The organism is Corynebacterium sp. HMSC068G04 (assembly GCF_001814885.1).
Taxonomy (GTDB): Bacteria; Actinomycetota; Actinomycetes; order Mycobacteriales; family Mycobacteriaceae; genus Corynebacterium; species Corynebacterium hiratae.
The window spans coordinates 93,403-107,689 of record NZ_KV818328.1 but is presented as its reverse complement, the minus strand read 5'-3'; the positions used below and the strand labels follow the sequence as shown (position 1 = coordinate 107,689).

At 60.4% G+C, this 14,287-nt stretch carries 12 protein-coding genes; 9 read left to right on the top strand and 3 right to left on the bottom strand.

Annotated elements, in window-relative coordinates:
* Positions 1 to 1,173: 1,173 nt before the first annotated feature.
* Positions 1,174 to 1,896 carry a trimeric intracellular cation channel family protein gene (locus HMPREF2993_RS06685; RefSeq protein ID WP_246822397.1) on the bottom strand — a complete coding sequence of 241 codons (723 nt, stop codon included), beginning with the start codon at positions 1,894 to 1,896 and terminating at the stop codon, positions 1,174 to 1,176.
* Positions 1,897 to 2,225: 329 nt separating this feature from the next.
* On the opposite strand from HMPREF2993_RS06685, the gene HMPREF2993_RS06680 reads away from it, so the two are divergent.
* Positions 2,226 to 2,990 (top strand): DUF4352 domain-containing protein, encoded by a 765-nt coding sequence (locus tag HMPREF2993_RS06680; protein WP_141758268.1) that lies wholly within the window; start codon positions 2,226 to 2,228, stop codon positions 2,988 to 2,990.
* Between the two features lie 91 nt (positions 2,991 to 3,081).
* On the opposite strand, the gene HMPREF2993_RS06675 is transcribed toward HMPREF2993_RS06680, so the two are convergent.
* Positions 3,082 to 4,716: a multicopper oxidase family protein gene (locus HMPREF2993_RS06675; RefSeq protein ID WP_070701679.1), complete on the bottom strand. Its 1,635-nt coding sequence runs from the start codon at positions 4,714 to 4,716 to the stop codon at positions 3,082 to 3,084.
* 70 nt (positions 4,717 to 4,786) lie between these two features.
* On the opposite strand from HMPREF2993_RS06675, the gene HMPREF2993_RS06670 reads away from it, so the two are divergent.
* The 8 genes from HMPREF2993_RS06670 (at position 4,787) to ppk2 (ending at position 12,548) form a co-directional block, all read left to right on the top strand.
* Complete coding sequence (locus tag HMPREF2993_RS06670; RefSeq protein ID WP_070701618.1) at positions 4,787 to 6,046, top strand: MFS transporter; 1,260 nt, start codon at positions 4,787 to 4,789, stop codon at positions 6,044 to 6,046.
* A 65-nt stretch (positions 6,047 to 6,111) separates the two neighbouring features.
* The gene (gene glmU / locus HMPREF2993_RS06665; RefSeq protein ID WP_049154281.1) at positions 6,112 to 7,575 is read left to right on the top strand and encodes a bifunctional UDP-N-acetylglucosamine diphosphorylase/glucosamine-1-phosphate N-acetyltransferase GlmU; all 1,464 of its coding nucleotides are present in this window, start codon (positions 6,112 to 6,114) and stop codon (positions 7,573 to 7,575) included.
* Positions 7,576 to 7,599: 24 nt separating this feature from the next.
* Entirely contained in the window at positions 7,600 to 8,574 is a 975-nt protein-coding gene (locus tag HMPREF2993_RS06660; protein WP_049154279.1) for a ribose-phosphate diphosphokinase, read from the top strand.
* 209 nt (positions 8,575 to 8,783) lie between these two features.
* Positions 8,784 to 9,440, top strand: a complete 657-nt coding sequence (locus HMPREF2993_RS06655) for a 50S ribosomal protein L25/general stress protein Ctc (protein WP_049154276.1) — start codon at positions 8,784 to 8,786, stop codon at positions 9,438 to 9,440.
* 144 nt (positions 9,441 to 9,584) lie between these two features.
* Positions 9,585 to 10,124 (top strand): aminoacyl-tRNA hydrolase, encoded by a 540-nt coding sequence (pth, locus tag HMPREF2993_RS06650; protein ID WP_070515886.1) that lies wholly within the window; start codon positions 9,585 to 9,587, stop codon positions 10,122 to 10,124.
* 5 nt (positions 10,125 to 10,129) lie between these two features.
* Positions 10,130 to 11,008 carry a fumarylacetoacetate hydrolase family protein gene (locus HMPREF2993_RS06645; RefSeq protein WP_049154273.1) on the top strand — a complete coding sequence of 293 codons (879 nt, stop codon included), beginning with the start codon at positions 10,130 to 10,132 and terminating at the stop codon, positions 11,006 to 11,008.
* Between the two features lie 96 nt (positions 11,009 to 11,104).
* A complete protein-coding gene (locus tag HMPREF2993_RS06640) occupies positions 11,105 to 11,560 on the top strand; it encodes a PepSY domain-containing protein (RefSeq protein WP_232745225.1) in 456 nt (151 codons plus the stop codon).
* A gap of 88 nt (positions 11,561 to 11,648) precedes the next feature.
* Positions 11,649 to 12,548, top strand: coding sequence for a polyphosphate kinase 2 (gene ppk2, locus HMPREF2993_RS06635; RefSeq protein ID WP_070701616.1), 900 nt, complete (start codon positions 11,649 to 11,651; stop codon positions 12,546 to 12,548).
* Between the two features lie 234 nt (positions 12,549 to 12,782).
* On the opposite strand, the gene HMPREF2993_RS06630 is transcribed toward ppk2, so the two are convergent.
* A complete protein-coding gene (locus HMPREF2993_RS06630) occupies positions 12,783 to 14,237 on the bottom strand; it encodes a glyceraldehyde-3-phosphate dehydrogenase (RefSeq protein ID WP_070701614.1) in 1,455 nt (484 codons plus the stop codon).
* Between the last annotated feature and the right edge of the window lie 50 nt (positions 14,238 to 14,287).

Sequence of the window (14,287 nt, the reverse complement as noted above, 5' to 3'; positions counted from 1 at the left end):
TTGGTACCGTCATTCTAGGTTCGAGTCCTGGTGGGGAAGCTGATTAGCATAGCCCGTCTACCTGCTTCTACGCAGGTGGCGGGCTATATTTCTGTTGCAAATGGCGGAGGGTTAAGGCTGAAGGGCTTAAGGGGGTGTGTCCCATCTCTAGTGCCGTTTCTTGCCAGTAATACGGGAATCGAAAACTTCGCATGACGTGTCCGATGACTATGGTTCAATGTTGACGGCGGATATACCCACACTTTCTATAAAACTCGCCTCCTGAGGGAGGTAAGTTCCTCCATCAACAGGCAAGTACTACGCCAGATAAGAATGCGAGCCGATTTGACCAAGCGCGTCTACCTATACGCCGACGAGACGGGAAATCTTGATTACCATGGCAGCCCTAATCCCCGTGGAGGAGGGGCTTCCACATTCTTCGGTTTTGGAACCGCTACCTTTTGCTCCGATAATCACGGAGACGACTTGTTGGGTGGGCTGCACCTCAGAGCCAAAGGCTCCAAAGCAGGCATAAAACTGACGAGGGGGTTTCATGCTTGCGATGACTCTCACCGAACCAGAAGCGAAATGTTTGCAGAAATAAAGCGACAGGGACCGCGATTTGACACGACGTTCCTCTACAAAGCAAACGCATACCAGACAATAAAAGACGCGGGCCCTATGCGTCTTTACAAGATGGCTTGGTACCTTCACCTCAAGGAAATTGCGGCACGGGTTGCCGCTCCTGGCGATGAGCTTTTCGTTGTCGTTGCGGAATTCGGGACCAAAGGTATACGTCGTGCAGCCTACGAAGCCGTTGAGGAAGTGTGTCAACAAATCGATCGCAACATCACTCTCTGCGTTTGGACCGCTCAATCCTCCTGGGGCCTACAAGTTGCGGACTACGGTTTATGGGCCACACAGAGAATTCTGGAGGGCAAAACATGCACTTGGTATGAGCCTTGCATTAAACCCACTTTGCGCAGCGTCTTTACCCCTTGGGGACGCCCTGAGCCACTGAATCCGGCTATCCCACCTATTGGGGTAGGAAGTCCTCCCCTGGAGGACTTATCGCCGGATTCATAATCATCATACCCCATAGCGCTTGGTGAACAATCCCTCAACCTCTTAAATCATGCTCAAATACCTGCAGTTAAGTAAAGAAGCCAACACCATTATCCGCGCGTAAAACGCCTAATGTTTACGTTTTCTCCGCCCCCGTCTAAAGCCCCTGATTTCGGCCCTCCGCGCAATCGATGCCACCTGCGCCGCAGTGTAGTTCAGGGGCGCTACACCTGCTCGCGGAAGCACCCACCCGCGCCAATACGCCGTAACTGCCAGGCCGAAGCCCACGAAGGGCGAGACGATCATACCGAGGGCAAACTTATCGAAGTGTGCGAAGGAAGCCATCACGATTCCGGTAAGTACCGCCGGCACGGCATACAGCGGGCTGCCGCCAAAGACCGAGGGAATCTGCCCGGAAGCAACATCGCGCACCATTCCGCCGCCCACTGCGGTCAGAACGCCTAAGAAGACGCAGGCAATAAAAGGCATATCGTAGGCCAGCGCCTTCACACAGCCAGTCGTGCACCACACACCCAAGATGACAGCATCCGCGTGCTCAAGGAAGATCTCCCAGACCTTGCCCTTGAGGTCCATCAAGAAAGCAATGAGCGCACCCACGCATGCCAGAGTGAGATACCATGGATCAGAGATAGCGGCTGCTGGGCCATGAGAGATCAGCATGTCACGAATCATGCCGCCCGCCAGCGCCGAAAAGAGCGCCAGAAAGACGAAACCAATGATGTCGAATTTCCTGCGGCGCGCAATCGTGCCACCGATGATGCCGTTGAGTACCACACCGATGAGGTCAAAGACCTGGTACAGGGAATGGATGAGCGGGTCGACTTCCTGAATCACAGATACTGACCCTAGCGTACTGCTCACATAACGATAGTGAATTTGTTGCAGTTCACTACCGCTAGCCCCGTGCCGCCTCAGAGTGTCTACTCAAGCACCCTTGACACTCATTGTTTCCAAAAGTGAAGACCTGGAAGTGCATTGATGCAGCGTGGGCGTCGTGAAGCGCCAACGCACTGCTTGTCGACGACCAGCAGGTCTGCACTTTTAGGGAAACCGAACCCTCCCCTTCTGTGACGCACACTGATGCTCTGATAGTGGAAACGCAGTGCTGTGGGTTTACACTGTGAAAAATTCATTCACTCTCTTCTCTCTAAAGGTCAGTCATGTTCCCTAACGATGCACAGCAACCGCCACAACCGACACTAGGACAGAACCCGTTTTCTACTGCACCACAATCGGCTGGTTCCAGCTCATCCGCTAAGTCAGCATCCCCGAAGGCGGCATGGTGGATGGTTCCAGTCGCTGCCGTGGTCGGCGTAGCACTTGGTGCGGGAGCCACCTACGCATTCACCGGTTCTAAAGAGGAACAGGTGTCCGCAGCCTCTGTAGAGCCAGCGGCCATACCATCTGGCGAGGAGAAAGTCGTCAATGATCCACACTCCGAAAATAACAACGCTACGTCCCCATCCATGGATGATATTCCCGTGCTTGGTGAGCCAGCCATGAGTGGAACCGAGCAAGTAACCATCGACTCCGTGACACTTGCTCCAAACGTGGAAATGAAAAATGAAGATTTTTCAACTGGGGCACCGGATTCTGTCCTCGGGAATCCCAAAAACGAAGGCGCTCAATTCGTGATTGTTTCTGGAACCGTCTCTAATAAAGGAACGGCACCATTCACAGCCCGCTTCGACAATTTTGGCTTGATTGCTGATTTGAGAGGTCGCACTTACGAACCCATCGAAGACCACTGGAAGGTTTACGCTAATTGGGATATTCTCAACGATTCCGTCGGCCCAGGATTCTCCACGCCGTACACCTGGGTATTTGAAGTTCCCGATGACTTTACACCCGCGCTCTTCGGATACGACGATCGTGGAGACAACATAATCGGCAATAACATCGCTTTTATCGACGTACGTCGCTAACCGCTGACCACTGAGAGGGCCCGTCCAACCTCTTCCGCCGCTGGCACAGCTCGGCGCTAGTAGGCCGTGCCTACGAGAAAATCGTGAACGGTTAGGACTTCGCCTCCGGCGTCGCATAGGGGCTGCGGGAGGAGTCCACCACCTGGCCCGCGTGGGCGGAGTGGGCGGTGGCGGTTTGGTCGAAGACTAAGGCGGCGGGTTTGACGCGCACGTCGGGCTTCTCGCCTTTGTTGACCATGACGTACTGCCCCATCATTCCCTCGTCCTCATGCAGCAGCATGTGGCAGTGGTACATGTACGGGATGGTCTTATCCGGGAAGTGACCGAACTCCACCAGCAGGCGTGCGGTGACCTTCGGCGGAAGGTTGACAATGTCTTTCCAGCCGGAGTTGAACACATCCATCTTCTCGTCGCCGTCCCACTCCAGAACCTTGAAGCGGGCGTTGTGGATATGGAAGTTGTGCGGCCAGTCAGAGTTCTCATTGGTCACGGTCCAGATTTCCGGGGCTTCGTGATCGATGACGGTATCCACACGTGCCATGTCCATCTGCTCACCGTTGATCATGAAGGTGTTGAGCACGAACTCGCGCTCTTCAAGCCCCTCCGTGGACGGGGTCTCCGCCGCGGCGGGGTCAAGGGTTGCCGGCAGGGCGGGTGGTTCCGAGGCGTTTTCCGCCGGCCCGGAAATGGTGAGCAGGTCGAAGGAATCTTGGAAGCCGAAGTCGGCCGCGTCCTTGTCCTTGGGCACCCCAAAATTATCCTTGCGCGGCACCGAGCGCAGCTGGACTTCCTTGCCGGGCTCCAAGTCCACGATGATTTCGGCGCGCTCGCCGGGGCCGAGGAAGAGGGAGTCGACTTCCACGGGGGCGTCGAGAAGCCCCGTGTCCGTGGCGATGACGTGGAAGGGACCGTTGCTGAGCTCCAGTGTGTAGAAGCGCATCGAAGCACCGTTGAGCAGGCGCAAGCGAACCCGGCGCGTGGTGGCGTCGAAGCGCGCATTGGTGATGCCGTTGACCAGAGGCGTGGTGCCCAGAAGGCCCAGAGTGTTATCGCTCTTTTCATCAATCTGGCCATCGTCGGTGAACTTGGCATCCATGATGACTACCGGGATGTCGTCCACACCGTAGTCCTGCGGCAGGTCCAGGTCATCGGCCACATCGTCACCGATGAGGAACATGCCCGCCAGCCCGCGGTAGGCATGCGTGGCCGTGGCCATGTGCGGGTGCGGGTGGTACCACAGCGTGGCCGCGGGCTGGATGATCTCCCACTCGGGCTTCCAGGTCTTGCCCACCTCAATCGGTGAGTGCGGGCCGCCATCCGAATAGGCCGGAAGCTTCATGCCGTGCCAGTGCACCGTGGTCATCTCAATGAGGTCGTTGGTGATTTCCGCGCGGACTTTCTCGCCCCGCCGAGCCCGCAGAGTGGGGCCCAAGAAGGCGCCGTTGAAGCCCCACGTCCGCGTGCGGTCGTTGCCGGGGAGGATCTCCGAGTAGCCGTCCTGGGCGGTGAGTTTGAATACGCGCGTGCCGTCGACGACCTCCCCTTCCTCCACGGGCGGGATGGGCAGGGCACGCGGCTCGCCGTCGTAGCCCAGCGGCTCCGGTTGATTCTTCGACCCCGAAGTGGAGCAGGCGCTCAACCCCATCACGGCGGCACCGGCAACAGTCAGCACGGAACCCTGGACAAAAATACGGCGGGATACTGTAGGGCGAGCGGAGATAGACATGCCTCCCAGGATAGAGATCAGGTGAACCTTAGACCCCGGATTGGAGCGAGCCGGGCTTAAGATCACAGTCATGGCTTCGCGTTCAGCATCTCCCCACGGCTCCTCACCGTCCGAAGAGTCCGCCAATGCCCGCCGCTTCGTCTGGTCGAATGGCCTGCAGGGAGTGGGCGATCAATTGCTCTCCGGAAAGACGGTCCTACCCTGGCTGTTTAGCGTGGCCGGGGTGCCGGGCTTCTTCACGGGCCTACTGGTCCCCTTGCGCGAGTCCGGCTCCATGCTCCCGCAGGCGGCGCTGACCCCGTGGGTGGTGTCCCATCCAGCACGCAAACGCCTGTGGGTGCTGGGCTCGGTGGGCCAGGGTCTGTGCGCGGCGATCATCGCGGCGGCTGCGGTGCTTGTCGACGGCCCCCTCCTCGGCCTCATCGTCTGCCTCGCCCTGGCAGCTCTCGCCGTGCTGCGCGCGCTGTGTTCGCTGACCGGCAAAGACGTGCAGGGCCGCACCATTTCCAAGGGCCACCGCGGAGTAGTGACCGGCCGGGCCACGCAGCTCGGCGGCGCGGTCACCTTGATTACCGGTGGCATCCTCGCCGTGCTGGGTGAGCTCCCGCGCTGGGGCTTGGCGGCATTGCTGGCCATCGGTGCGGCCACGTGGTTCTTGGCGGCAGCAGTATTCCGCACCATCGAGGAGCCGGTGCCGGATGATGCCGGCCAGAAGTGCCTGAACCGCAGCTGGTGGACGGATACCTGGAAGCTATACACCCAGGATTCCCGCTTCCGCAGCTTCGTCAACGTTCGTGCCCTGCTTTTGGTGTCTGCCCTGTCCACCTCCTTTATCGTGGTGCTTTCGCAGAGCATCGGTTCGCAGGCTTTGAGTGGGCTCGGCGGCTTCGTCTTGGCCTCGGGCTTGGCCAGCCTCGTGGGTGGCCGTGTATCCGGCGTGCTCTCGGATAAGTCCTCCCGCTTGGTTATGTCCTGGGGCGCAGCTTTCGCAGCTCTCATTTTGCTGGGCATCGTCGCGTGTGCCGCGTGGGCGCCGGCAGCGGTGAGCATGTGGGCATTGCCCCTCGGTTTCTTCCTGGTCAACCTGGCGCACACTGCCATTCGCGTGGCGCGCAAGACCTATGTGGTAGACATGGCCGGTGAAGATAAGCGCACCCGCTACGTCGGGGCCGCGAACACCATGATGGGTGTCATTCTCCTCGTGATTGGCGGCATCTCCGCCGTGATCGCGCTGGCTGGTCCCTCGGCAGCCATTCTGTTCTTGGCCTGCATCGGTCTGCTCGGCGCCTGGCGTGCCCGGGCACTTCCGGAGGTCTCACGCGAAAAATAGAACGCAGGCGTTATGATGAAAAAAGTAAGTCCTGACATCCCCAATCACAGGAGAAGCACACACTCGTGGCTGAAGTAACGAACTGCGCCGCCATCGTCCTTGCCGCAGGCGCAGGTACCCGCATGAAATCCTCAACCCAAAAGACGTTGCATGAGATTGGCGGGAGGTCACTTCTCGGCCACGCCCTCCACGCAGCCGCTGGCTTGAACCCGGAGCACCTCGTGGTCGTCGTGGGCCACCAGCGCGACCAGGTCTCCCCTGCCGTCGATGCCATCTCCGAGGAGCTGGACTGCGAGGTCTCCCAGGCCGTCCAGGAAGAGCAGAACGGTACCGGTCACGCCGTCCAGTGCGGCCTGAGTGCGTTGCCTGACTTCGACGGCACCGTCATCGTGACCAACGGTGACGTTCCGCTTCTGCGCCCGGAGACACTGCGCCAGCTGCACGAGACCCACACCGGCCAAGGCAACGCCGTGACCGTGCTGTCCATGACCCTGGAGGATCCCACCGGTTACGGCCGCGTGCTGCGCGCCGAGGATGGATCGGTCACCGCCATCGTGGAGCAAAAGGATGCCTCCGAGGAGCAGCGCGCGGTGCGCGAGGTCAACTCCGGCGTTTTTGCTTTCGATGGAGCCGTGCTTCGCGACGCCTTGACGAAGCTCAACTCCGACAACGCCCAGGGCGAGCTTTACATCACCGATGTGCTGGAGATCGCCCGCGAGGGAGGCCACCGCGTCGGCGCGCACGTTGCTGTCGATCCGGAGGAGCTCTCCGGTGTGAATGACCGCGTGCAGTTGGCCGCGGCCGGTCGCATTCTCAACCGCCGTGTGGTCGAGGAAGCCATGCGCGGCGGCGCCACCATCGTCGATCCCGATACCACTTGGATCGGCGTCAACGTGACCATTGGCCAGGACGTTGTCATTCACCCCAATACCCAGCTGTGGGGCGCGACGACCATCGCCGATGGCGCCGAGGTTGGCCCCGACACCACCCTGACCAACATGCAGGTTGGAGCGGGCGCCAGCGTCGTGCGCACGCATGGCTTCGACTCCGTCATTGGCACCAACGCTCAGGTGGGCCCGTTCACCTACATCCGCCCCGGTGTCATCGTGGGTGAAGAAGGCAAGCTGGGCGGCTTCGTCGAGGCGAAGAAGGCGCAGATTGGCCGCGGCACCAAGGTTCCCCACCTGACCTATATCGGCGATGCCACCGTGGGTGACTACTCCAACATTGGTGCCTCTTCCGTCTTCGTCAACTATGACGGCGTCAACAAGCACCACACCACCATCGGCAGCCACGTGCGCACCGGATCGGACACCATGTTCATCGCCCCCGTCACCGTCGGTGATGGCGCCTACTCCGGTGCGGGTACAGTAATTAAGGACGACGTTCCCCCGGGAGCGCTCGCGGTCTCCGGCGGCAAGCAGCGCAACATCGAAGGTTGGGTGCAAAAGAAGCGTCCGGGCACGCCGGCAGCGGAAGCCGCCGACAAGGCACAGGACGCCCAGGCTGACGATCAGACCACTAACTAACGACAAGTAAAGGGATATCTACTGATGACTGGCAAGGTTACCGGCAGCAGCAAGAACATGATGCTCTTCACCGGGCGCGCTCACCCGGCGTTGGCTGAGGCTGTGGCCAAGGAGCTCAAGACCGATCTGGTTCCGACCACCGCCCGCGATTTCGCCAACGGTGAGATCTTCATTCGCTTCGAGGAGTCCGTCCGTGGTGCTGACTGCTTCGTGATGCAGTCCCACACCCAGCCGCTCAACAAGTGGCTGGTAGAGCAGCTCATCATGATTGATGCGCTCAAGCGCGGCTCTGCTAAGCGCATCACCGCCATCCTGCCCTTCTACCCGTACGCGCGCCAGGACAAGAAGCACCTCGGCCGCGAGCCCATCTCCGCCCGCCTAGTGGCGGACCTGCTCGCCGCTGCCGGTGCCGACCGCATCGTGTCCGTGGATCTGCACACCGACCAGATTCAGGGCTTCTTCGATGGCCCGGTCGACCACATGCACGCCATGCCGATCCTGACCGACTACATCAAGTCCAAGTACCCGATGGACAACCTGGCCGTGGTCTCCCCCGATGCCGGCCGCGTGAAGGTGGCAGAGAAGTGGGCACACGAGTTGGGCGATGCCCCACTCTCCTTCGTCCACAAGACCCGCTCTAACACCGAAGCCAACAAGACGGTGTCCAACCGCGTCGTCGGTGACGTCGAGGGCAAGGACTGCATCCTGCTCGATGACATGATTGACACCGGTGGCACCATCGCGGGCGCGGTCCGCGTACTGGAGGAGGCCGGCGCCAAATCCGTGGTTATTGCCTGTACCCACGGTGTCTTCTCCGACCCGGCTCGCGAGCGCCTGTCCGAGTGCGGCGCTGTCGAGGTCATCACCACCGATACTCTGCCGCAGTCCACCGAGGGCTGGGACAACCTCACTGTGCTGTCCATCGCCCCGCTGCTGGCTCGCACCATCCACGAGATTTTCGAGAACGGTTCTGTGACCACGCTGTTTGAGACTCACTAGATTTGGTTCTGCGACGACGCTGCTGCTAAAATCTTGTGCGTCTCGGCGAGGGAGAAATCCGTTATCGACGCGATAGCACAAGTTAAGCAGTGAATCTTGTATTAAGCCTGCGATGACTCGTCCAAGACGTCCATCGGCAGGCTTTTGTCGTATCTACACGGTTCTTCATGAGCCCTTGCCGCACAACGATACTTTAAGGAGATTTACTTATGGCTTCTGAGCGCCCCGTATTGAAGGCTGAAGTCCGTTCTGAGTTTGGCAAGGGCTTCGCTCGCCGTCTGCGCGCTGCAGGCAAGATCCCGGGCGTTGTCTACGGCCACGCCGTCGACGTTCTGCACTTCGCCGTTGACCGCCTGGAAATGACCGCACTGGTCCGTAACCACGGCGTCAACGCCGTGTTCGAGCTGGAGCTCGAGGGCGAGCAGCACCTGGTCATGGTCAAGCACGTCGACCAGAACGTCCTGACCTTCAACATCGACCACATCGACCTGCTCTCCATTAAGCGTGGCGAGAAGGTTGAGGTCGAGGTTCCGGTTGTCCTCGAGGGCGAGCCGGCTCCGGGCCTCATGTCCATCCAGGATGCCGACGTCCTCCTGGTCGAGGCAGACGTGCTCAACATTCCGGAGGAGATCGCCGTGTCCATCGAGGGTCTCGAGGATGGCACCGTGGTCACCGCTGGCGACATCACCCTGCCGGAGGGCACCACCCTCGTGGCCGAGGAAGACACCGTCATCGTCTCCATCTCCGAGCCGCAGGTTGATGAGGAGCTCGAGGCTGCCGCTGAGGCTGCCGAGGACGGCGGCGCTGAGGCTGGCGCCGAGTCCGCAGACGAGGGCGCCGCCGAGGAGAAGGCCGACGAGGAGTAAAACTCCCCTCTCCTTATCACTCCTCATTCTCTAGCGCACCGCTGCCTGCATTCTTTCTCACTCCCTCCCCTACATACCGAGGGGGTGAGCGTGCAGGTGGCGGTGCGCTCTTGTGTCTTCACCCCAGCGGCTTAGAATGGCTGCGTGACTTCTTCTCCTTTTCTCGTCGTTGGCCTAGGAAACCCCGGGCCGAAGTACGCCGGCACTCGCCACAACATCGGCTTTGACGTGGCTGATGAACTAGCCCACGAGCTATTCGCTTCCTTTTCCGTTCACAAAAAGACAAACACGGATGTCGCCGAAGCGCGACGTGGCGATACCAAAGTGATCGTCGCCAAGCCGCGCTGCTTCATGAACTTGTCCGGCGGTCCCATCAAGGCACTCGCCCAATACTTCAATGTTCCTGCTGAGCGCATCATCGTGATCCACGATGAATTGGAGCTCGACTTCGCCACCATCAAGCGACGCCTCGGCGGCGGGGACCACGGCCACAACGGCCTGCGCTCCACCACGAAGGCCCTGGGCACCAAGGATTATCAGCGGCTTTCAGTAGGCATCGGCCGCCCGCCCGGCCGTATGGATCCGGCCGCATTCGTGCTCAAACCGTGGACTAAGCAGGAGGCCCACGAGATTCCCATCATCTGTGCCGATGCCGTCGATGAGATTCTTCGCGCGTTAGACTAGCCGCCATGAAGCTCGCTACTCTCCGCACCAGTTTTGGTACTTGCGCTATCCGCATCGACGGCCCCAACGTGGGCACCGAGCTGGATTATGAGGACGTCGGAGAATTGCTCGCCAGCCCCGATTGGAGCAAGGCCGCGCAGCTGTCCGGCGAGCCTGTGGTTTTCAACGATGCCGACCTAGCCCCCGTCATCCCCCACCCCGGCAAGATTATCTGCGTTGGCGTCAACTACGCCAAGCATGCCCGGGAGATGGGGCGCGAGCTTCCCACGCAGCCCACGCTCTTCATCAAGTTTCCGGAGGCCCTGACCGGGCCCTTCGACGACGTTTATGTCCCGGCCTATGCCACGAAGAAGCTGGACTACGAAGGAGAGCTCGCCGTGGTCATGGGACGCCGCGCGCACCGGGTGAGCACGAAAGATGCACTAGATTACGTGGCCGGCTATGCCATCATGAACGACTACACCCTGCGGGATTATCAGCGCGCCACCACGCAGTTCCACGCCGGCAAATCCTTCTACCGCACCGCCGGCTTCGGGCCGTGGTTGACCACGGCTGATGAATGGGCCCCGGGCAAGGCCGCGCGGCTTATGACGACCGTCGACGGCGACGTACGCCAAGACGACAACACCGATGACCTCATCTTCTCCGTGGCCGAACTCATCGCCTTCTGCTCCTCCCTCTACCCTCTCAATCCGGGCGATGTCATTGCCACCGGCACTCCGGAAGGTGTGGGCTTCGCGCGTGGTGAGGAGGCGCTGCTGGGCGACGGCTCCCGCACCCGCATCAGCATCGAAGGGCTAGGGGCAATTGAGAACACCACGCGCTTCGGTGAGCCCCCTGCTGCCGGTGGCTGCGGCGAAGGCTGCACCTGTCACGGCCGTTAACATTCAGCCATATCCAGGCTCTTCAGCGAGCACGCTCTGATTTCGATACGGTGGGGCACCACATTCCCCCTGATTGACTGAGGAGGATGAGCCTCGATGACTCTTCATTCCCGTTTCACCGCCGCCGGCATCGCACTCTGCGCCAGCACCGCGCTGGTGGGGTGCTCGTCGGATAAGGAGGCCGAGCCCGCCCCGACGCCGACTCCCGCGCCGGTGGAAACCGTGACGGAAACGGCCACAGCGACGGGCACGGATGCTGGCGACGATGACCGTGATGACGACGACGCTCAGCAGCCTGCCGGCACGGCTGGTGCCGGGGCCACCGGCAACGCAGAGGGCTCCGGCATGCTCAGCGGCGATGAAGCTTTTGAGAAAGCCTTAGCCCACGCCGGCGTTGATGCCCAGGCCGTCACAGAAAAGGAAGTCGACTACGACGATGGTGACGATGGCAAGGGCCCGCACTGGGAGATTGAATTCAAGGCCAACGGCCAGGAACACGAGCTCGATGTCGACGCCGCCAGCGGCGCGGTGACGCAACACGAGGTTGACTGATCGCCAGTCTGATCCCCAGCTCCATCCCACGCACATCTCTAACCCCTGCGGTTAGGCATTTCCCCAGCTAAGAGGTAAATTTAAAGGTATGAGTTCACAGTCTAAGAAGTCTGCCACCAAGCCGCCGAAGCTAGACAAGCAAGCCTATGAGGACGAGCTCAAGCGCCTCCAAGCAGAGCTCGTCGAGATGCAGCAGTGGGTCGTTGAGACCGGCGCCCGCGTGGTCATTATCATGGAAGGCCGCGACGCCGCCGGCAAGGGTTCCGCCATCAAGCGCATTACGCAGTACCTTAATCCGCGTACCTGCCGCATCGAAGCTCTGCCCAAGCCGACTGACCGCGAGGCGGGCCAGTGGTACTTCCAGCGCTACATTGAGAAGCTGCCCACCGCCGGTGAGATCGTCATCTTCGACCGCTCCTGGTACAACCGCGCCGGCGTGGAGCGAGTCATGGGCTTTTGCTCCCAGCAGGAGTACGTGCGCTTCCTTCACCAGGCGCCGATGCTGGAACACATGCTCATCGAAGACGGCATTATCCTTCTCAAGTACTGGTTCTCTGTGTCTGATGAGGAACAGCTCGCACGCTTTAAGTCCCGCCGCAATGATCCACTGCGCCGCTGGAAGCTCTCCCCTATGGACTTGCAGTCCATCACCCGCTGGGAGGACTACTCGCGCGCAAAGGATGAGATGTTCGTCCACACGGATACCCCATCCGCCCCGTGGTACACGGTGGAGTCCGAAGATAAGAAGCGTTCGCGCATCAACGTGATCAACCACATCCTCAAGACGGTTCCGTACCAGCACGTGGAGCAGGACGTACCCGAGATTCCAAACCGCCCCGAGCTCGAAGCCGAGTACGTCCGCCCGCCGCGCAACGACTTTGCCTACGTCCCGGATGTCGCGGCTGACTTGGAGCGTGCCAAGGTCAACGGCGACGGCGACAAGAAGACTAAGAAGAAGCACGGCAAGAAGAACAAGAAGAAGAAGTAGTTCTTCCCCAGGCTTTTTCTAAATCTTCGGCAGGCGTCGTCGCCCACTTCATTGCACACTGCCCTAGCTGACGAAAGTTGCCCGGATTTTTCAATCTCAGCCCCTACTTTTGGCAAATCGGGCAGTTGCGTGTTTGAAACATCCTGGCAAAGCTAGGTCGCAAACCAGAGCAGGCCCTCAAAACAGCAACACCGCCCGCGCCATGCAGCGCGGGCGGTGTTCTTGTTCTAGCTCTTAGAGTTCAGAAACATCGACGCGCTTCGGGTATACCACCGGGCGAGCACCGGCGATTTCCTCAACGATGCGGATGACCTGGTTGGAGTAGCCGAACTCGTTGTCGTACCACACGTAGAGCACGAGGTGCTTGCCGGAGGAGATGGTGGCGAGGCCATCGACCACACCAGCGTGGGTAGAGCCCACGAAGTCAGAGGACACAACCTCCGGGGAAGCGATGTAGGAGATCTGCTGGCGCAGGTCGGAGTGCAGGGACACGTTGCGCAGGAAGTCATTGACCTCGTCGCGGTCAGCTTCCTTCTCTAGCTCGAGGTTGAGCACGGCCATGGAAACGTCCGGGGTGGGAACGCGGATGGCGTTGCCGGTGAGCTTGCCCTCAAATTCCGGCAGGGCCTTGGACACGGCCTTGGCTGCACCGGTCTCCGTGAGCACCATGTTCAGGCCAGCTGCGCGGCCGCGGCGGTCACCCTTGTGGAAGTTATCAATGAGGTTCTGGTCATTGGTGAAGGAGTGCGCGGTCTCCACGTGGCCGTGAACCACGCCGTAGCGGTCGTTGATGACCTTGAGCACCGGGGTGATGCCGTTGGTGGTGCAGGATGCGGCGGAAAGGACCTGGTCGGAGTCCTCGATATCGCCGTGGTTGATGCCGTAGACGATGTTCTTCAGATCGCCCTTGCCCGGAGCGGTGAGCAGCACGCGAGCCACACCCTTGGACTGCAGGTGCTGGGACAGGCCCTCGCGGTCACGCCACACACCGGTGTTGTCGACGACGATGGCGTTGTCGATGCCGTACTTGGTGTAGTCAATGTCCGCCGGGTCATTGGCGTAGATCATCTGAATCTTGGTGCCGTTGGCCCAGATGACCTCGTTCTCCTCATCAACAGCGATGGTGCCGTTGAAGGCACCGTGGACGGAGTCGCGGCGCAGGAGGGAGGCACGCTTGAAGATATCCATGTCGCCCTTCTTGCGTACGACGATGGCGCGCAGGCGCACGCCGCCGTAGGCAGCCTCGCGAGCAATGAGGATGCGGGCCAGCAGGCGGCCGATGCGGCCGAAGCCGTAGAGGACAACGTCGGTGGATTCCTTGTCCACACCAGCGCCGACGAGATCCACGAGGGTCTCCTCGAGGTAGTTGCGCAGGTTATCGGAGCCGGACTCCTCGAAGCCGGTGGCCAGACGTCCCAGGTCAATGGAGGCGGTGCCCAGGTTCATCGAGCACAGTTCCTTCACAATCGGCAGGGTCTCTGCGGTGGAAAGCTCGCGCTCAGCAATGCGGCGGGCGTAGCGGTGCGCCTTGATGATGTCGATGTCGGTCACGCCGATGAGCAGGCGGCCGTAGATAGAGGTGACAACGTTATTGTTGCGGTGCAGCTGGTGGATGAGCGGGATCATCTCTTGGGCCAGCTCCAGGCGCTCGTTCCAATCCTCGTGCCCAATGTGCGCGTTCGAAGTCACGTGCTTTGTATCCTTTACTCGTCAAAAAGGGTGTAAAACTCTGTCCATCC